Origin of the sequence: Glycomyces sp. NPDC021274, from assembly GCF_040641195.1 — a bacterium.
GTDB lineage: Bacteria > Actinomycetota > Actinomycetes > Mycobacteriales > Micromonosporaceae > Glycomyces.
Genome location: NZ_JBFADC010000001.1, coordinates 264,960 through 282,707, shown reverse-complemented (window position 1 = coordinate 282,707; position 17,748 = coordinate 264,960). Strand labels below are relative to the sequence as shown.

The 17,748-nt window shown below is 71.4% G+C and carries 18 protein-coding genes and 1 tRNA gene; 4 read left to right on the top strand and 15 right to left on the bottom strand.

The genetic code is table 11. The features are described 5' to 3' along the window. The first annotated feature begins 2 nt into the window (after nt 1–2). The gene (locus AB0I03_RS01230; protein ID WP_360404455.1) at nt 3–1,913 is read left to right on the top strand and encodes a hypothetical protein; all 1,911 of its coding nucleotides are present in this window, start codon (nt 3–5) and stop codon (nt 1,911–1,913) included. 44 nt (nt 1,914–1,957) lie between these two features. Here the strand turns inward: AB0I03_RS01230 and AB0I03_RS01225 are convergent, their stop codons facing one another. The 7 genes from AB0I03_RS01225 to AB0I03_RS01195 all read right to left on the bottom strand — a co-directional run bounded on the left by AB0I03_RS01225 (nt 1,958) and on the right by AB0I03_RS01195 (nt 8,310). Beyond that, complete coding sequence (locus AB0I03_RS01225; protein WP_360404452.1) at nt 1,958–2,764, bottom strand: alpha/beta hydrolase; 807 nt, start codon at nt 2,762–2,764, stop codon at nt 1,958–1,960. 102 nt (nt 2,765–2,866) lie between these two features. After that, nucleotides 2,867–3,523 carry a hypothetical protein gene (locus tag AB0I03_RS01220; RefSeq protein WP_360404449.1) on the bottom strand — a complete coding sequence of 219 codons (657 nt, stop codon included), beginning with the start codon at nt 3,521–3,523 and terminating at the stop codon, nt 2,867–2,869. Between the two features lie 57 nt (nt 3,524–3,580). Next, the gene (locus tag AB0I03_RS01215; protein WP_360404446.1) at nt 3,581–4,792 is read right to left on the bottom strand and encodes an MFS transporter; all 1,212 of its coding nucleotides are present in this window, start codon (nt 4,790–4,792) and stop codon (nt 3,581–3,583) included. Between the two features lie 98 nt (nt 4,793–4,890). Further along, complete coding sequence (locus tag AB0I03_RS01210) at nt 4,891–6,522, bottom strand: cellulose binding domain-containing protein (RefSeq protein WP_360404443.1); 1,632 nt, start codon at nt 6,520–6,522, stop codon at nt 4,891–4,893. 306 nt (nt 6,523–6,828) lie between these two features. Beyond that, nucleotides 6,829–7,383, bottom strand: a complete 555-nt coding sequence (locus AB0I03_RS01205) for a hemerythrin domain-containing protein (protein ID WP_360404440.1) — start codon at nt 7,381–7,383, stop codon at nt 6,829–6,831. A 145-nt stretch (nt 7,384–7,528) separates the two neighbouring features. Continuing rightward, nucleotides 7,529–7,599 (bottom strand) — tRNA-Gly (locus AB0I03_RS01200). Between the two features lie 42 nt (nt 7,600–7,641). Then, nucleotides 7,642–8,310, bottom strand: a complete 669-nt coding sequence (locus tag AB0I03_RS01195; protein WP_360404437.1) for a ThuA domain-containing protein — start codon at nt 8,308–8,310, stop codon at nt 7,642–7,644. Between the two features lie 321 nt (nt 8,311–8,631). On the opposite strand from AB0I03_RS01195, the gene tig reads away from it, so the two are divergent. Further along, nucleotides 8,632–10,032, top strand: coding sequence for a trigger factor (gene tig, locus AB0I03_RS01190; RefSeq protein ID WP_360404434.1), 1,401 nt, complete (start codon nt 8,632–8,634; stop codon nt 10,030–10,032). 96 nt (nt 10,033–10,128) lie between these two features. Here the strand turns inward: tig and AB0I03_RS01185 are convergent, their stop codons facing one another. Together AB0I03_RS01185 and AB0I03_RS01180 are read right to left on the bottom strand one after the other, a co-directional pair. Continuing rightward, nucleotides 10,129–10,512 carry a VOC family protein gene (locus AB0I03_RS01185; protein ID WP_360404431.1) on the bottom strand — a complete coding sequence of 128 codons (384 nt, stop codon included), beginning with the start codon at nt 10,510–10,512 and terminating at the stop codon, nt 10,129–10,131. Between the two features lie 40 nt (nt 10,513–10,552). After that, complete coding sequence (locus AB0I03_RS01180) at nt 10,553–11,125, bottom strand: helix-turn-helix domain-containing protein (RefSeq protein ID WP_360404428.1); 573 nt, start codon at nt 11,123–11,125, stop codon at nt 10,553–10,555. Nucleotides 11,126–11,231: 106 nt separating this feature from the next. On the opposite strand from AB0I03_RS01180, the gene AB0I03_RS01175 reads away from it, so the two are divergent. Then, the gene (locus AB0I03_RS01175; protein WP_360404425.1) at nt 11,232–11,609 is read left to right on the top strand and encodes a DUF4267 domain-containing protein; all 378 of its coding nucleotides are present in this window, start codon (nt 11,232–11,234) and stop codon (nt 11,607–11,609) included. Nucleotides 11,610–11,660: 51 nt separating this feature from the next. Here AB0I03_RS01175 and AB0I03_RS01170 read toward each other — a convergent pair whose 3' ends face one another. Genes AB0I03_RS01170 through AB0I03_RS01155 form a run of 4 tightly spaced genes read right to left on the bottom strand, consistent with a single transcriptional unit; the run spans nt 11,661 to nt 14,766 of the window. Beyond that, nucleotides 11,661–12,455: a carboxymuconolactone decarboxylase family protein gene (locus AB0I03_RS01170; RefSeq protein WP_360404422.1), complete on the bottom strand. Its 795-nt coding sequence runs from the start codon at nt 12,453–12,455 to the stop codon at nt 11,661–11,663. A gap of 22 nt (nt 12,456–12,477) precedes the next feature. Continuing rightward, a complete protein-coding gene (locus tag AB0I03_RS01165) occupies nt 12,478–12,690 on the bottom strand; it encodes a tautomerase family protein (RefSeq protein WP_360404420.1) in 213 nt (70 codons plus the stop codon). After that, complete coding sequence (locus tag AB0I03_RS01160; protein ID WP_360404418.1) at nt 12,690–13,925, bottom strand: MFS transporter; 1,236 nt, start codon at nt 13,923–13,925, stop codon at nt 12,690–12,692. The genes AB0I03_RS01165 and AB0I03_RS01160 overlap by 1 nt, the downstream gene beginning before the upstream one ends. A 4-nt stretch (nt 13,926–13,929) precedes the next feature. Further along, entirely contained in the window at nt 13,930–14,766 is an 837-nt protein-coding gene (locus tag AB0I03_RS01155) for an SDR family oxidoreductase (RefSeq protein WP_360404416.1), read from the bottom strand. Between the two features lie 158 nt (nt 14,767–14,924). Between AB0I03_RS01155 and AB0I03_RS01150 the strand changes: the two genes are divergently transcribed. Beyond that, on the top strand, nt 14,925–15,578 hold the full coding sequence (locus AB0I03_RS01150; protein ID WP_360404413.1) for a TetR family transcriptional regulator: 654 nt from the start codon (nt 14,925–14,927) through the stop codon (nt 15,576–15,578). Nucleotides 15,579–15,754: 176 nt separating this feature from the next. On the opposite strand, the gene AB0I03_RS01145 is transcribed toward AB0I03_RS01150, so the two are convergent. Next, complete coding sequence (locus AB0I03_RS01145; protein ID WP_360404410.1) at nt 15,755–16,795, bottom strand: beta-ketoacyl-ACP synthase III; 1,041 nt, start codon at nt 16,793–16,795, stop codon at nt 15,755–15,757. A 119-nt stretch (nt 16,796–16,914) separates the two neighbouring features. Beyond that, nucleotides 16,915–17,745, bottom strand: a complete 831-nt coding sequence (locus tag AB0I03_RS01140; protein WP_360404407.1) for a hypothetical protein — start codon at nt 17,743–17,745, stop codon at nt 16,915–16,917. Nucleotides 17,746–17,748: the final 3 nt, after the last annotated feature.

The following is a 17,748-nucleotide window of genomic DNA, read 5'->3' as shown; positions in this document are numbered from 1 at the left end:
CCTTGCGACTGCACCACCCACTCGCGGCCCTCGTACTGGCGGGCGCGCTGACCGCCGCCGGTCCCGCACCCGCCGCGACCGCCGCCGAAGCCGACGCGGCCCCGCCCGCCGACTCGGGCACGATCACCCTCCCCACCGGCGACCAGGTCCGCCTGACCGCCGACGGCTCCTTCCTCACCGATCCCGCCGGCGGTGCGTTCCACACCGCGACCGAGCCCGACGGCGACCGCCTCCTCATTCCCGTGGAAGCACTCGGCGACCTCGCCGACGGCACCCTCACCACGGCCCAGTTCAACATCGACGCGCTGGCCCGCAACGGGATCAGCGATGCGGGCGATCCGGGGGCGGCCGAGCTGCTCGCGGACGAGACCGACGCGGCGGCCGTGGCCGCCGATGCCGTGCCGGTCGACTTCACCGCCCTGTGGTCGGACGGATCGGCACCGGAGGTCGTGTCCCTCCGCTGGGCCGAGATCGACACCGGCGAGCTCGGCAGCGAGATGTTCGAAGGCGGCACGGCCACCGTCGACATGGCGCCCGGCCGTTACCACGTCGTCGTCCTGATGGACAAGTTCGACCTTCCCGCGACGATCGCCGGAGTGATCGAACTCGAGGTCGGCGCCGACACCGAACCGGTCGTCTTCGACGGCGCCGCAGCCGAAGCGACCGGGTTCGCGGTCGAGCGCGAGGCCGAGGCGCAGGCCATCGAGGTCGACGTCTTCAGCAACGTGCCGGGCACCCGCGACGGCAACGGGGGCGGCCTCCTCGCCGGACCGGAATGGTCCGTCTCGGTGGTGCCCACCGACTTCGACACGACCGGCCGCGACGTCGGCTTCGTGCTCCGCCAGGAGCTCGTGAGCCCCGAAGACGCCCGGAAGCCCTACAGCTACAGCCTGTTCGGCCTGCACGACGACGGCATCCCCGCCAATCCCGTGTTCTCCTACGAGGACGAAGACCTCGCGAAGATGAAGATGGACTACCAGAGCCTCGGCGTCGACACGCTGATGGGCCGGTCCAACCTGTCGTACCACCCGATCCACTCCGCGTCCGGGTACCGGCAGAGCGGCATCGTCGCAGCGCCGTCGAAGCGGACCGAGTACTACTCGGCGCACCCGGAGGTCGACTGGTCCCACATGGGCACCTTCGGATTCGACGCCGAGGGGGACGAGCCGTACGCCGACGTCCTGCACCACAGCGGCACGCTGCGTCCCGGCTCGAGCGCCAAGTCCACTTGGAACCAGGGGCCGATCACCGCGGGCGTCGACCTCGCCGGCGTCGAGTACTTCCTGCCGCGCTTCGCCCGGATGGACTCCTACGAAGTGCTGCTCACCAACCCGTCCCTGTTCTCCAGCGGCGCGCCCGGCGAGGCCATCAACTCCTACGAGAGCCCCGGCCAGACCGTGCTGAGCCAGGACGGCCTGGGCGTCAGCAAATCCGAGTACGGCGGCTCGCTCGCCACTGAACTCGCGCTCGTCGGCGAGGGCCGGTACGAGCTCTACACCGAAGCGACTCGGGACGTGCCGTGGACGAACCTCGGCACCGCCGCGACCGCCGAGTGGGAGTTCACGGTCCCGTCGGGCGGGACCGACGTGATCCTTCCGGTCTCGGTGGTGAACTTCGACGCCGAGGACATCGAGAACGGCTACGCCGATGCCGACGACGACCAGGACGTCGAGCTCGAGTTCGCCACCCAGCCGGGCGCGGAGCAGCAGGTCTGCACGGCCATGACCTTCGAGGTGTCGTACGACGACGGCGCCACCTGGGACCTCGTCGACATCGACCGCGAGGGCGACAGCGCCACCGCGGAGCTGGAGCACCCTGAAGACGCCGCGTTCGTGTCGGTGCGCTTCACCGCCGCCGACGAGGCGGGCAACACCGTCACCCACACCACCATCCGCTCCTACGGGCTGCGCTGACCGCACGTCACGGCGGGCCGCCGGCCCGCCGTGACGACCCCCGGTCACTCGGTCGCGCCGCCGAGGACGGCGACCTCGCGCACGGCGTCCGCCACCGAGGCGAAGTCCTTCTTCAAGATCAGGTCGTGGTTGCTGGCGACCTTCGCGAAGACCTCGATGTTCGGGTTGCGCTCGACCACCTTGTCCAGGCTCGCGCGGATCTGCTCCTGCTCGTCGCCCTTGCTGCCGAACGACGCCCCCGAGGCGAGCACGTACCGGGTCGGGACGGTGATCGCGTCGAGCACCGGACCGAGGTTGCGCTCCAGGGAGATCCGGCCCAGCTCGATGTTGCACTCGGCCTGCTGCGCGGCGCTGAGCTTCGGCGTCAGGCCGGTCGGCCGCAGGATCGCCGTGACCGGGCTGAGCCGCTTGAAGAGCTTGCGGATCCGGATCTCCATGGCGTCGTCGAGCCAGTCGTGCGGCTGGGCGCCGTCGACGGGCACCGCGCCGATGCACCGCTCGGGGTTGCGGCTGGCCCAGTGGGCGGCCACGAACGCGCCGTACGACCAGCCGACGACCAGCACCGGGCCGGTGACGCCCCGCGCTTCGAGCACGGCGTCGACGTCCCGCACGCAGGCCTCGAAGGAGTAGTCCGAGGAGCGCTGCGAATGCTTGCCGCGGGCGCGCTCGTCGAAGTTGATGTGCCGGAAGCCCGAACCGAGCTCCTCGACGACGTGCTTCCAGTAGCCGATGGTCGCGAACTGGCCGTTGCAGTAGACGACGGGGACACCGTCGCCGCCGGTGTCGGTGACGTAGAGGGCGGTGTCGTCGACGGGAACCAGGCCGGACCAGGCGGTTTCGAGGGCGTTCATCGTTCGTGTCCTTCGCTGAGAGGCGTTGTCGGCGGGGGCTCCCGCTGTGCCCCTAGACTGCGCGCCGGACCTGTCGCGCCCCTGTCGCGACGCTGACGTGCCTCACCAGTGCCGGTTGCAGCACTCGACGTGCAGCTCAGCGTACGAATGCGACCCGTAGCGGCCCATGCCGATCTCGGCGCAGCAGTGCGCCTCGGGCTTCCCGGCGAGGAAGGCCGGGCTCGCTTCTGCGAACTCGCGGAGGTAAGCGCCCGCCCGCTCGAAGGCGACTCGGCTGCCGATCACGAAGAGGGTGTCGGCCGCGATCTTCGCGTCGAGGTGGTCGCGGAACTCCCGGTGGAACCGCTCATCGGGGAAGCCCGCCTCGTAGGAGGGCAGCGCTCCGGCGGGCATCGTGACCTTGTGGACCTTCGGCGCCGCGAACCGCGAGCGCACCTGCTTCCATTCGGACACACGGAAACCCAGGCTGTGGTGGAGCAGTACGAGGTCGAGCCGCCGAGACCCGGGCGAGGCACCGCAGTCCAAGGCGCCTGTCCGCAACGGGAACCAGATCAGGCTCCGCGGGGAGTTCGCCGCGAGCCACCACGCGATCACGAGCTCGACACTCGCGGCCTTGTCCACCGACAACTGGTGGCCCGCACGATCGTCGTGCAGCACCGCGTGCGCGGGCAGGCGTTCGGGCCGGATCACCCGATACGAGGCCGCGCCCAGTCGGGCAGTGCCGACGAGCGTGCGCCACTCCCTGCCTTCGAGCCGCACCGGCCTCCTCCCGTTCGCACGAGTATGCGCTCCGGGACCGATTGCGGGCCAACAGGTTTAGACCGGCGCCTTCTCGCGCGGCTCCCGCGCCGGGTCGTAGACCGGGACCCACTTCGCGAGCCAGGCCGCGCCGAACCAGGTGATGAGGCCGAGCGCGATCGCGGCCGCGCCCAGCGGGAACACCAGCGAGACCAGGCTGATGAGCCCGGGCCCGGCGATGCCGCCGAGGTCGCCGCACAGCCGCCAGCCGCCGAGGAACTGGCGGCGGCCCTCGTCAGGGGCCACGTCGGCCCCGAGGGTGAGCACGATGCCGGAGGAGATGCCGTTGCCCAGCCCCATGAGGCAGGCGACCGAGCCGATCGCCAGCGCCGTCCCCGACAGCGGCAGCAGCAGGAACCCCGCCCCCATGACGAGCATCGCGGGCAGCGCGACCCACATGCGGCCGAAGCGGTCCATGATCGCCCCGCCCGGGTAGAACAGCAGCATGTCCACCCCGGCCGCGACACCGAAGATGAGGCTCGTGGTCGTCGCGTCGAGGCCCTGGTGCGCGGCCCAGAGCGGAATGATCGCCGTACGGGAGGCGCGGGCGATCATGACGAAGAGGACCCCGGCCCCGAGCGTGGCCAGCACCCTGCGGTGCGCGACCAGGACCGACCACATGCTGCGCTTCTCCGGCACGGCCACGGTCGGCCCCGCAGCCCGCAGCTCCGGCAGCGCGAGACTGAGAAGCCCGCCCGCCAGGCTCGTCCCGGCCGCGAACGCGTAAGTCGCCTCGAACGAGTACTGCTCGATGAGGAACGCCCCGACGAACGGGCCGATGAAGCCGCCGATGCGGAACGTCCCGCCGAGCAGCGACATCGCGCGGGCGCGGAACGCGAGCGTCACGGCCTCCGAGAGATACGCGTGGCGGGCCAGCCCGAACACCGCCGAGGTCAGCCCGACGACGAACACCGACGCCGACAGCACCGCGAGCGACTCGGTCCGCGAGGCCACCAGCAGGGCTGCGGCCTCCACGGTGCACGCGACCAGCAGGACCCGCTTCTCGCCGAACCGCTGCACGAGCGACCCGGCGGGCAGGTCGCCCACGAGCTGCCCGAATCCGATGAGCCCCACGATGATCGCGGCCTGCGTGACGCTGGCGCCGAGGTCGAGGGCGGAGAGGGCGATGAGCGGCACGACCGCGCCCATGCCGACGGCGATGAGCAGGTTCGGGCCGTAGATCGGGACGGCCAGCCTGCGCAGCCTGAGCGACGGGACGGGGTCGGACACGCCCGGAACGTACCAAGCGGGCATGCAGACCACTCATGTCACGGGAGCATCCTGTGACGCGTTCGGGCCGGGGCGCCGCAGCGCCCCGGCCCTCTCGCTTAAGCGGGCGTGCAGGTCACCGCCGGTGCCGTGCTCGCGCCGCTGGCGACGAAGCCCCACGCGGTCGCCGTCTGCCCGGCGGCGATCGCGCCGTTCCAGCCGACGTCCTCGGCCGTGACGCCGGCGCCCGAACTCGTCACGGACGCGTTCCAGGAGCTGGTGATGCGCTGGCCGCCCGGCCATGTCCAGGTCAGGGTCCAGCCGCTGATCGCGCTGGACCCGGCCGTGATGCGGACGTTGCCCTGCCAGCCCGAACCCCACTCGTTCACGACCTGCACCGTTGCGGTGCAGCCCGAACCGCCCGGCGGCGGCGAGGTGGTCTCGGCGGGCGTGGTGGTCTGGGCCGGGGTGGTCGTCTCGGTCGGGCCGCCCGGCGTCAGCGTGGGCGTCGTCCAGTTGCGCCACTGCGACAGGTTCGCCGACTTGCTCGCGTGCATGTTGATGAGCGCGGGCGGGTTGCCGGTGCCGTGCAGGAACCTGTTGATGCTCTGCTGCAGCGGGGTCCGCCATTCGCTGCGCGTAGCGCAGTGGGTCCCGTCCGAGACGTTCGAGTGGTAGGAGAGGTTGCCGCCCGCGCCGAGCGCCTTGTAGACCTCCGCGCCGCCGAGGGCCGCGACCGCGCCGGAGCGCGCGCCGAGCCATTCGACGTGCGGATTGTCCATGATGAACAGGCCGCGCGGGGCGATCATGCCGACGACCTCGTGGGTGTCGACCGGGAGCCCGGCGGGGTTGCCGGTGTAGGCGCTGAACGCGTCGCCGAGCCACGGCTGCTCGTTGTACGTGCTGCTCAGCGGCTGGGAACCGCTCTCCTGCGGGATCGAGCGGAGCGCCGAGACGCCGCCGCTGCCGGACTCGATCGGCATCGTCAGGGCGATGCGCTGGTCGAAGGCCCCGGCGACGAACGCGCCCTTGCCGTACCGGGAGCAGCCGGTGACGCCGGTGGTCGGCTCCAGGATGCTCCCGCCGGACTGCTCGATCACGTCGATGATGCGGCTGACGCCCCAGGCCTGGGCCATGAGCACGCCGGTGGTGCTGGTCGCGCCGTAGAGGTTGTAGAACGCGCCCTGCTTGTTGTTGCGGGGCGTGCCCTCGGCCCCGACGGCGCCGGGGTCGTAGTTGATCACCGCGGTGCCGGTGGCGAGGATCGTGCTGGTGTCGGCGCCGAAGCCGCCGTAGACGATGACGGCCGGGAACGGACCGGTGCCGCTCGGGAGCTGCACACTCGCCGAGAAGCTCGTAGAACGGCCGTTGTCGCTGACGTTGACGGTGATCCGCGAGGAGGTCACGGCACCGGTGACGCTGTCGGGCTGCGGCTTGTCGCCGTAGACCGTGCGCTCGGCGAGCTCCTTGATCTCGGACCGGCGGCACTCCCACTGGCTCTGGGAGGCGACGCGGGTGCCGTCGATCCTGGTGAACGGGTCGGGGAGCAGCGAGCTCGAGGCCCAGCTGCCCGGGACGGCGACATCGCAGTTCGCGCCGTCCCACTCCGAAGCGGCGGTCACTTGGGCCTCCGCCCGGTTGAACTGCGGTGCGAGCGCGAAAGTGGCGGCGACCGCGATCGCGGCGGCCAGGACGAGGACGTATCGGAGTGCGCGTCGTGCGCTGAACGGGGGGTCGATCGATGATGCCATGGCAGATTCCTTGTCTGACCAGAGGCACAGTCCATCATCGACGGTGAGGAGGGCGCGGCTCGGAAGCGCGGGCCGGCGTCAACGGTGAGACCACTCATGCCGGGATTGCGAGTGAGACTTCCGTGAGGGTCCCAACAGATTACATTGACGTACTTCGATGCACAACGCTTGGGGCAAGCGCTTCCGGGCTTTACGGATACAACTTCGGGCGCATAGCTGTGCCGTTCCGCCCCAAGGCGAGCGACGGCCCCGCCCCCGCCGCGCGCGCGGCGATGAGGACGGGGCCCGGCCCGGAGTCCGGCGGCGTCAGCCGGCCTTGGCCTTCAGCTTCTTGGCGAGTTCCGCCTTGCCCATGCTCGACGTCCCGGTCATGCCCATGTTGTGCGCCTGCCACTGGAGCTCCTCCTTGGTGGCCTCGCCGGGGCGCTCGCCGAGGTGCTCGGCGCGGCTGGCCGCGAACGCCGCGCCCAGCTCCATCCGCCGCTGCTCGGAGAGGTGCTCCTTCATGTGGGGGAGGACCGTGGACTCCTCCTCCTGGACGTGGTGGGTGACCGCCTCCTCCAGCTGGGCGAGCACCTCCTCGAACCGGGACGACTCGGGGTCCGTCTCGATCAGCTGCTTGAGCATCTGCTCGGCCTGCGTGTGCTCCTCCTGGCTGTGCGCGACCTCCTCGGTCTCGCCCGCCTCGTCCTTGGCGGCCGGGTAGACCGCGGACTCCTCGGCGCGGCTGTGCGCGATGAGCAGCGCCGACAGGACCGGAGCCGCCAGGGCGCGGGTGTCCGGGAACTGCCGCATCTTGTCGAACAGACGTTCCACTTCGCGGTGGTCCTGCATGATCAGGTCTACGACATCGCCACTCATGGCCTGCCCCCTCCGTGCGTCGGTCGCCTCCTGGCGAGGCGAGCGGAACGGAGATACCCGCCGCGCGCGGATTTCATGCACCGCGCCCGCGGGCCGGGGCACGGCGAAAGCCCCCGGCCTGCCGGCCGAGGGCTTCGATCGCTTGAGCGGGTGACGGGAATCGAACCCGCGCAATCAGTTTGGAAGACTGAGACTCTACCATTGAGCTACACCCGCGCGTCCCGCCGAAGCGGACGCAAACGAGTGTAGCGCATCGCCTCAGCGGGGCGGCAACACACTTCTGAGGCCGCCCTCGAGGTGGGCGAGGAACACGTCGTCCTCGTAGGCCTCCGCGGCGTGGCCCAGGGCCGTGTAGAAGCACCGGCCGGCCTCGAGGCGGCGGTGCCAGGCGATCGGGTGCGGGTTCCCCATGGCGAGGTCGGCCGTGTCGTACGTGTCCTCGTCCGCTTCCAGGAGGATCTCCCAGCCCTGCGGGCGCTCGTCGAAGCTGTACCACTCGTCGGTCCACGACCAGCGCTTCGGCAGGTGCTCGGTCGCGGGGTGCCCCTGATCCACCACGTCGATCTCACCGGGGGTGCACCCGGGCGGGTGGCCGATGAAGCGGGCGCCCACGAGCTCGCGGAAGAACGGCCAGGAGCGCTCGGCGGTGGAGGCGGCGTGGACCCCGCACCAGCCGCCGCCGCCGGTCACGAAGTCGGCCAGCGCGGCGCGCTCGAGTTCGTCCAGGACGTCGCCGGAGGGGGAGAGCCACACGGTGGCGGCGAAGCGGGCGAGGTCGAGCGGGTTGTGCACGGCCGCGTCCTCGGTGTGCTCGGTCGCGAAGCCCAGTTCGGCGGCGATGCGCTCGACCGCCGCGACGCCGGCCGGGATCGAGTCGTGGCGGAAACCGGTCGTCTTGGTGAAGACGAGGATTGCGGGTGAAACCACAGCGTTCACTCCTGTTCGGGGTGGGGCGTCGCTCCCGGTGCCGGGTGCCGGGCCGTCCGACTCCTCCTGAGAACGATTGCAGGGCGTAGTCTAGGCGATCTCGGCACCGGCGGCTCGGCCTGGCCGCAGTCCCCGCTACGGGTGGCGAGCGGCGATATCGACCACACCCGCCGGGGCCGCGGTGGTGCGGCGGCCTAGACTCGGTCGGAGCGGGGGTCGATGCTGCGCTGCCGGCGGACCGATGCGGCCTTTGGCTTCCCCCCGCCCCGACGCAAGTCAATGTCGCAAGGCAATCGAGCGAAATGATCTAGGAGTACGTCTGTGAAGAGCACTGTCGAGACCCTGAGCCCGACCAGGGTGCGGCTGTCGGTCGAGGTGCCGTTCGAGGAGCTGGCGCCGTTCATCAACGAGGCGTACAAGACGGTCGGGCAGCAGGTCCGCGTCCCCGGGTTCCGTCCCGGCAAGGCGCCCCGCCAGGTCATCGACCAGCGCATCGGCCGCGAGTCGGTCTACGCGCAGGCGATGGACCCGGCCGTGCAGGCCAACCTCAACAAGGCCGTCACCGAGAACGACGTGAACACGCTGGGCCGCCCCGAACTGACCGAGGTCAAGCCGATCGAAGAGGGCAAGCCCTTCGAGTTCGTCGTCGAGACCGACGTGACCCCCGCGTTCGAGCTCCCCGACTTCGCCTCGCTGAAGGTCACGGTCGAGGCCGAGGGCGTCAGCGAAGAGGACGTGGACAAGGACCTCGAGTCCCAGCGTCTGCGCTTCTCGTCGCTGAAGACCGTCGAGCGCGCCGCGGCCGAGGGCGACTTCGTCGTGCTCGACCTGCTCGCCACCCAGAACGGCGCCGAGGTCGAGGGCGGCTCCGTCACCGGCATGAGCCACGAGGTGGGCTCGGGCAACCTGCTCGACGGCCTGGACGAGGCCCTCATTGGCATGTCCGCGGGCGACGAGAAGACCATCCAGTCCACCCTCGCGGGTGAGCAGGAGGGCGAGACCGCCGACGTCGAGGTCAAGGTCACCCAGGTCAAGGAGCGCGAGCTCCCCGAGCTGGACGACGACTTCGCCGAGATGGCCAGCCAGTTCGACACCCTCGCCGAGCTGCGCGACGCGACCCGCGAGCGCCTGGAGACCCAGGCCCGCACCGGCAAGGCCAACGAGGCCCGCCAGAAGACCCTCGAGGCGCTGCTCGAGGCCGTCGAACTGCCGCTGCCGGAGAAGGTCGTGGCCGAGGACGTCGAGCACGAGATCATGCACATGAAGGGCGGCCACGACGGCGAGACCGCCGAGGCGCTCGCGCAGTTCGAGCAGTACCTCGAGATGATGGGCAAGACCGAGGACGAGTTCAAGGCCGAGATGGTCGCCGACTCGGAGGCCCGCCTCCGCCAGTCGATCATCCTCGGCAAGATCGCCCGTGATCGCGAGCTCGAGGTCTCCGGCGAGCTCATGACCGCCGAGGTCGTGCGCCAGGCCCAGCAGCGCGGGGTCCCGCAGGACCAGTTCCAGAAGTTCGTCGACGAGCTGCGCACGAACGGCGGCCTCCAGCAGATCGCCGCGTCGCTGCGCCAGCAGCTCGCCCTCGAAGAGGTCGTCAAGGAAGCGTCCATCACGGACGCCTCCGGCACCGAGCTCACCGAGGAGGACCTCTTCCCGGGCCGCAAGGCCGCCGAGGCCGACGCCGAGGCCGAGGACGCTGAAGAGGAGAAGACCGAGGACTAGTTCCTCGTTACGGTTTTCCAAGGGGCCCACCGCTGCTGCGGTGGGCCCCTTTTCGCGTTATAGCGGCGGGGGAGCACCGCCTGCCGGCCGGTGCGGTCAGGCGGGCTTGAGCCGCCGGTGGAGGAGGCAGAACACGTTGCCTTCGGGGTCCTGCAGCACGTGCCAGTTCTCGTCGCCGGTCTGGCCGACGTCGGCGGGCCTGGCGCCCAGGGCGAGCAGGCGCTCCAGTTCGGCGTCCTGGTCGCGGTCGGTCGCGTTGACGTCGAGGTGCAGCGGGAGCTTCCAGGGCTTCGGATCGGTGCTGGGGCTGAGGATCAGGGTCGGCTGGAGCCCGCCGAAGCCGACGCCGGCCGGGCCGATCTCGATGCTGCCGTCAGGCTCGCGGTCGAGTTCGACGTAGTCGAGGACCGCACTCCAGAACGCGGCCAACCGTTCCGGGTCCTCGCAGTCGAGGACGAGCTCACTGATGCGCGATGCCATGCCCGCCAGTATAGGAACGTGGCGGCCCCGGCGGCCCGGCTCAGGCGGGGGCGTTCGCGAACAGCGCGACGAGCAGGTCGAGCCGCTGCTCCTGCACGTCCTGCGGGATCCGGCCGCTGCGCAGCAGGACCGCCATGCCGTGCAGGGAACCCCAGATGAGCTCGGCCAGCGCTGCATTCTGCTCGTTGTACGTCCCGAAGGCGCTCACGATCTCGCCGAACGCGGCCCGCAGCGGGGCCGGGGTCTCGGCATGGGCCCACTTGACCTGCGTCGGGAGCGAGAACATGGCCTGGTAGGCGGCGGGGTGCGCGGCCGCGAACGCCAGGTACGCGGTGCAGATCGCGCGGACGGCTTCCGATTCGGGGACGGCGAGGCGCGCCTCCCGCAGCTGCTCGGCCATCTCGGCGATGCCCTCGATCGCGACGGCATCGCGGATGGCCTCCATGTTCGCGAAGTGGCCGTAGAGGACCGGCTGGCTGTACTCGACCTTGTCGGCGAGCTTGCGGGTGGTCACGGCGTCCCAGCCTTCAGCCTCGGCGAGTTCGCGGGCGGCGGTGATGATCAGCTGGTGTCGTTCGGCGCGTTGCCGTTCACGGCGTTCAGTGGCGGTCACCACAGAAGTATAGCACTGCTAGATTTTCGATCAGAGACAGTCTATCGTTGCACCTGAATCTAGCACTGCTAGAGCTCATACACGCCTTCCGGAAGGAACCACCCCCATGCTCGACATCATCGCCACCGCCCTCGCCGCACTCATCGGCCTCGCCGTCGTCGCCATGGGCGCCACCGGCATGCTCAAGCCCCAGTTCTTCGCAGGCTTCGGCATCCCCGGCACCCCCGAGGACGACCCGGTCCTCAATCACTGGCTCACGGTGAAAGGCGGACGCGACGTCGGCACCGGCCTTATGCTCTTGGTCGCCACCCTGCTCGGCACCACCGCGCTCGCCGGCTGGGTCATGCTCGCCGCCGCCGTGATGCCGGTCTTCGACGGCCTGATCGTCTTGCGTGCCAAGGGACCCCGCGCGGCCGCCTATGGCGTCCACTTCGCGACCGCCGCGGCCATGGTCCTCATCAGTGTGCTCCTGCTCCTCGCCTGAGACACGACAGAAGGCCGGTCCCCGTGCGGACCGGCCTTCGCTCACGGCACGTCAATCGCGGTCGGCGAAGACCTCCTTCGCGGCGTTCATCGCGTTCAACGCCGCCGGGAAACCCGCGTACACGGCCATCTGAAGGATCGTCTCCACGACCTCCTCCCGCGTCCCGCCCACATTGAGCAGACCGTGGATGTGCACCTTCAACTGCGGCAGCGCACTGCCCAGCGCCGTGCACGCCGCGATCGTCACGATCTCGCGCGAGCGCAGGTCCAGTCCGCCGCGCACGTACAGGTCGCCGAACGCGAACTCGATGATGTACCGCCCCAGGTCCGGCGCGATCGACTTCAGGTTCTCGATCACCGCCTCGCCCGCGTGCCCGTCGATCTCCGACAGGGCCTTCCAGCCGCGCTCGTAGCGCGAACCCTCCGGCTCGGGCGCCGCGTCCGCGTAACCGGGCTCGTCGTCGTCCCGCGCCGCGAAGACCTCCTTCGCCACGGTGATCGCGTTGAGCACCGCCGGAAACCCCGTGTACGACGCCAGGTGCATGATCGCCTCGACAATCTCGCGCCTGCTGCAGCCGATGTTCAGCGCCCCCGCGATGTGGAACCGCAACTGCGGCAGCGCATAGCCGAGCGCGGCCAGCCCGCCGATCGTCGCCAGCTGCCGCTCGCGCAGGTCCAGCTCGGAGCGGTGGTACACGTCCCCGTACGGGAACTCCACGGTGAGGCGCCCCAGGTCCGGCGCGACATCGTTGAAGTCCCGCGTCACCGCGGGCTCGTCCTCCCCGGCCAGGCGCCGCAGGATCTCCAGGCCCCGGTCGTAGCGACCGAGTTCGGCTTGCTCGTCCATTGCAGACAGTCCCTTCGACTTGTTAACGGCGGCGGCTGAGCTCGGGGAAGTCCGGGTTCGTGGCCATGATCCCGGCCTCGCCCCAGCGGGCCTGCGGCACCTCGTGGACGACCACGGTGATCTTGTCCAGCGGCGCGCCCGTGACCTCGTGCGTGGTCGCGGTCAGCGCCTCGATGAGCTTCTGGCACTGCTCGTCGGTCTGGTTGGGCCAGGTCGTGACGGTGATGAACGGCATCAGTTTCCTCCTTGACTCGGTTCCGGAACGGGACGCCCCGACCGCGCGGCCGAGGCGAGGACCGCCGCGGCCAGGACCGCGGCGATCCCGGTGAGCACCACGCCCGCCCAGCCCCCGCCGGTCCACACCGGACCGAGGGCGGCGCTGGCGGCGGAACCGGCCAGCAGGCAGACGAGCATGTACAGCGAGGAGGCGCCGCCCTGGCTGCCGGGCGGCGCGGCGGCGGCGAGCATGACCAGCACCGCCGGCTGGCAGGCGAAGACGCCCGCGAACAGCAGCAGCGTCCCGGCCGCGACCACCGCGGGGTGCGCGGCGAACCCGAGCAGTGCGATGCCCGCGAGCACGGTGCCGAGGCCGGCGAACACCACTGCGGGCGCGCCGATCCGCGGCACGAGCCGGCCCGCGAGCGGGGCGCCCACCACGCCGACGAGCCCGGCGAGGTTGAGCAGGCCGATCGCGGCCACGTCGTACCCGAACGGCGCGGCCTGCAGCCGGTACGTCAGGAACGTGGCGACCCCGAGGTACCCGAAGAACAGGCACACGCCCAGCGCGAGCAGGCGCACGGTGGCCGGGATCCGGAACAGGCCGAGGACCGCCGCGTACGCCGATCGCAGCGGCTTGCCGGTGTCGCCGGGCGAGGCCAGGCGCGGCAGCGTCAGCATCGCCGCCGCACCGAGGAGGTTGAGCACGGCGACGCTCACCACCGCCGTGCGCCAGTCGGTCCACTCGGTGACGACGCCCGTGACCGAGCGGCCCAGCGTGATGCCCGCGACCGAGGCGCCGATGACGAGGCCGAACAGCATCCCCTTCAGCCCCGGCGGGGCCAGGCGGGGCATCAGCGCGATCATCGCCGAAGGCACAGCGGCGGCGGCGATCCCGGCCAGCGCCAGCACGGCCACGAACACGCCGAACCCGGGGCTGAACGCGGCCGCCGCCAGGAGCGCGGCCATGACGACGGCTCCGGCGGAGCCCATGAGCCGCAGCGGGACCCGGTCGGTCAACGGTCCGAAGAGGAAGAACGACAGGGCGTAGGCCAAGCTCGCGCCGGTGAAGGCGTAGCGGGCCTGCTCGTCGGCGACCCCGAAGTGGGCGGCGATCTCGGGGAAGATCGGCTGCGTCAGGTACACGGAGGCGACCGCGACGCAGGTGACGGCGGCGGCGGTGATCGCGGCCGGCCAGGGGACGACGAGGAGGTCGGCGTCGTCCGCGGTGGGCAGGGCGCTGACGGCGGTCACGGCGCTACACCGAGGCCCGCGCGCCGCCGTCGACGGTGATGAAGGCGCCGTTGACCATCGCGGCCCCCGGCGAGACGAGGAACGCCACGGCGGCGGCGACCTCCTCGGGGTCGACGAGGCGGCCCAGCGGGACGCCGCCCTGGATCTGCTTGTTGAGCTCGTCGGGGTCGACGCCGAGCTTCGCGCCGAGGTCGGCCACGATGTCCGACCACAGCGGCGTGTCGGTCGCGCCCGGATCGACGGTGTTGACGCGGATGCCCTTGCGGCCCAAGTCCTTGGAGATCGCCTTGGCGAGGCCGCCGAGGCCGGCGTTGGCGACGGAGTTGACGACGAACATCGGGTCGGGCTCGGAGCGGAAGACGCCGTTGACGAAGACGATGCGGCCGCTGCCTTGCGCGGTCATCGGGGCGGCGACGGCGCGGGTGAGGCGCATCGCGCCGAGGAGCTTGCCGCCCAAGGTGGCCGCCCACATGTCGTCGCCGGCCTGGTCGAGCGGGGCCACGGGCCCGTCGCCCGCGGCGTTCACCAGGATGTCGACGCGCCCGTGCTCGGCGACGACGGACGCGACGCCCGCTTCGACCGAGGCGGTGTCGTTGATGTCGAGCACCAGGCTGTGCAGGCGCTCGGCGGCTTCGGGGGCGAGCGCGTCGGCGAGGCGCTCGCGGGCGGCGTCGAGGCGGTCGGCGTCGCGGCCGAGCATGACGACGAGGGCGCCGTCGGCGGCGAGGCGGGCGGCGATGGCCCCGCCCATGCCCCCGGTCGCGCCGCTGACCAGGGCGATGTCGGGAGTGGTGTCGACCGCGGTGTCCTGGGCGGTGTCGGTGGTGTGCTGTGCGGACATGGTGCTCCGTTCGGGTCTCGAGGCCGGACCCTCCATTGCGGAGGATGCGGCCCTCGTGGACCGGGCGGCCGGTGCGGGCCGTCCGGGTTGTTCTATCAGACGGGGTTTCGGACGGCCGAGGCCGCCCAACCGGTTAGTTGGCGCGATACAATGCCGCGATGCCCGCTCAATCCATCGCCCGACCGGCCTCGAACCGGACTCGTGACGCCCTCCTGCAAGCCGCCTACGAAGAGTTCACCGAGCACGGCCCGGCCGGCGCCCGCGTGGACCGCATCGCCGCCCTCGCGGGCTGCAACAAGCAGCGGCTCTACGCGTACTTCCAGAGCAAGGAGAACCTGTTCGCGGAGGTGCTGCGGGAGGCGCACCGGCGGCTCGGCGAGGCCGTGCCGCTGCCGACCGACCGCGCCGGACTCGACGAGTACGTGGGCGCCGTCTTCGACTTCCACCTGCGCGACCCCAGCATGGTGCGGCTCATCGCCTGGGAGGGATTGACGTTCGGGGACTCGCCGCTGCCGTGGCGCGAAGAGCGGCAGGCGTTCTACGAGGACAAGATCGCCGCCCTCCAGCGCGCGCTGGGGGTCGACAACGCGCCCGCGGTGGCCGCGCTCCTCATCACGCTGATCGGGATCTCCTCCTGGCCGTTCGTGATGCCGCAGCAGCGGAACCTGCTGTTCATCGAGTTGCGACCGGAGGTCACCACGATCGAGGCGCTGCGGGCCTCCCTCAACGCGTTCGGGCGCGCGAGCATCGAAGCGGTCGCGAGCGCCCCGGACGACTTCCCGCCCGGGGCCGCGCGACTGCTGCAGGGCTAGCGCCGGTCCCGCGGACCCCAGCGGTCCGGGACCGGCCGACGCGCCCGGCTGCGGTGTCCTCAGCGCGACAACGGGTTCCGCCTTGCGAGCGGACCGACGGACTCGGCCCGAGCCGCTCCCGCACGCGCGGGAGCGGCCGCGGGCCCGGCCGGCGGGAACGCCGGCCGGGCAGGGCCTCATCCGCGGCTCCAGCGCAGGACGGCGCTGCCGATCGACATGCCGCCGCCGAAGCCCGAGAGCAGCACCTGGTCGCCGTCCTTCAGCGCGCCCGACCGGTTGGCCCGGTCGAGCGTGACCGGGACCGAGGCGGACCCGGTGTTGCCGTACTCGGCGACCGTGCGGTGACTGGCGGCGTTCACCAGGCCGAGGCTCGGCTGGATCTCGTCGAGCATCTGGCCGTTCGCCTGGTGCGGCACGAAGTGCCGGATGTCGTCGGCGGTGGTCCGGGCCTCTTCGACGGCCTCCTTCACCGAGAGCGGGAGCTGCTCGGTGACGAAGGCGCGCACGGCCCTGCCGTCCATGGCGAAGTAGTGCGCCTCGTCGTCGGCGCCGCGCAGGCGCGACGGGTAGCGGCTGCCGCCCGCGGGCACGTTGATCATCTCGTGGTGGGCCCCGTGGGTGCGCAGGGCGGCGGCGGTGATGCCGCGCCCCTCGGGGACCGGCCCGAGGACGACCGCGCCCGCGCCGTCGCCGAAGAGCACCGCGGTGCGCCGGTCGGCGGGGTTGATGATGCGCGAGTAGATGTCCGCGCCGATGACGAGCGCGCGGCCGCCGTCGGCGACGAGCCGCCAGGCCGCGGCGAGCGCGAACAGGAAGCCGGTGCAGACGGCGTTCACGTCGAACGCCGGGACGCCGTCGGCGCCGATCCGGTGCTGGACGATCGCGGCCGTCGCGGGCTGCGGGTGGTCCGGTGTGGACGTGGCGACGATGATGCAGTCGAGCGTGGCGGGGTCGACGCCGGCGTCCTCGAGCGCCGCCTTCCCGGCGCGGGCGGCGAGGTCGGAGGTGGCCTCGTCGGCCGCGGCGTAGCGGCGGGCGCCGATACCGGTCTTGCGGAGGATCCATTCGGCGTCGACGCCCGCCTTGGCCGCGACCTCGTCGTTGCCGACGATGCGGGCGGGCAGGTAGGAGCCGGTGCCTAGGACGCCCACGGGTCGCCTTGCGGCGCTGGGGGAGTCGGGTGTGCTGGTGGGATAGGTCGACAAGGGCATGGCCATGGTCGGTCACCTCGAATCGGGTCGGCGATCGGTGGTGGGAGGGTGTTCGCCCCGGTGCCGCGTCGTCGCGGCCCCGGGGCCCCGGGGATCGCTCACCTCGCTCGGCTGTGAGCGCGGCGCTATGAGCGCGTGATCAGCTCTTGAAAGGACGGTCCGGTCAGCTTCAGCTGGGCGTGGATGTCGCCGCCCAGTCCGAAGTGGCCGATCGCGCCGCCGTAGTTCTGCTGGTAGCTCATCCACAGGACCACGACGTTGATGACGCGGTTGGCACCGGGCCGGTCGGGTTCGGGGAACGGGTCGGGCAGGCGGGCCTGGTAGTGGCCCGCGCCGCCCCGGTCGGCGTAGAAGGCGTTCGGTATCCCGAGCGGCCCGGGCCGGGTCGGCCCGGCCGGGTCGAGGTCCTTCTGGCGCAGGGACATGACGGTGTAGACGCTGTCGGGGATGAGGCCGGTGAACCAGAACTCGAACTCGGCGGCCGTGCCGCCCTCGGTCACCGTGACCTCGACCTGGCCGCGCGCGCGCCGCCACTGCCCGAGGGTGATCGGGTCCCGCCGGCGCGGGCCGTCGGCCTCGCGCAGGTCCGGGATCGGGACCTCGTGCAGCGGGTGGCTCGGCCGCACGACCTCGTGCGCGTCGGGCCGCTGCTCGGGGGCGAACAGCATCGGGTAGTTGTTGCACGGCAGCGGGAGCGGCAGGGTGTACAGCTCCATGTCGTCGTCATCGCCGGTCAGCTCGCGGAGGATGCGGTACGGCGCGTGGGCGCCGAACGGCGGGAGCGGGCTGTCCTGCGCGACGAGCGCCGATCCCCATGCGGCGCTGACGTTCCCGTCCTCACCGGCGCGGTTGATCCGGCCGATGGTGACGAAGTTCCCGTCCTTGTCCATGATCTCGCTGGGCGGGTAGGCGGGTCCCTGGGTGGTGACGCTGAGGTCCAGGACGTGGGCGTTCACGGG

Coding starts and splice junctions, on each gene's coding strand:
- AB0I03_RS01225 (WP_360404452.1), bottom strand. CDS start 2,764: ATGAACGCCCTCGAAACCGCCTGGTCCGGCCTGGTTCCCGTCGACGAC.
- AB0I03_RS01210 (WP_360404443.1), bottom strand. CDS start 6,522: ATGGCATCATCGATCGACCCCCCGTTCAGCGCACGACGCGCACTCCGA.
- AB0I03_RS01205 (WP_360404440.1), bottom strand. CDS start 7,383: ATGAGTGGCGATGTCGTAGACCTGATCATGCAGGACCACCGCGAAGTG.
- AB0I03_RS01185 (WP_360404431.1), bottom strand. CDS start 10,512: ATGGCATCGCGCATCAGTGAGCTCGTCCTCGACTGCGAGGACCCGGAA.
- AB0I03_RS01175 (WP_360404425.1), top strand. CDS start 11,232: ATGCTCGACATCATCGCCACCGCCCTCGCCGCACTCATCGGCCTCGCC.
- AB0I03_RS01170 (WP_360404422.1), bottom strand. CDS start 12,455: ATGGACGAGCAAGCCGAACTCGGTCGCTACGACCGGGGCCTGGAGATC.
- AB0I03_RS01165 (WP_360404420.1), bottom strand. CDS start 12,690: ATGCCGTTCATCACCGTCACGACCTGGCCCAACCAGACCGACGAGCAG.
- AB0I03_RS01155 (WP_360404416.1), bottom strand. CDS start 14,766: ATGTCCGCACAGCACACCACCGACACCGCCCAGGACACCGCGGTCGAC.
- AB0I03_RS01150 (WP_360404413.1), top strand. CDS start 14,925: ATGCCCGCTCAATCCATCGCCCGACCGGCCTCGAACCGGACTCGTGAC.
- AB0I03_RS01145 (WP_360404410.1), bottom strand. CDS start 16,795: ATGGCCATGCCCTTGTCGACCTATCCCACCAGCACACCCGACTCCCCC.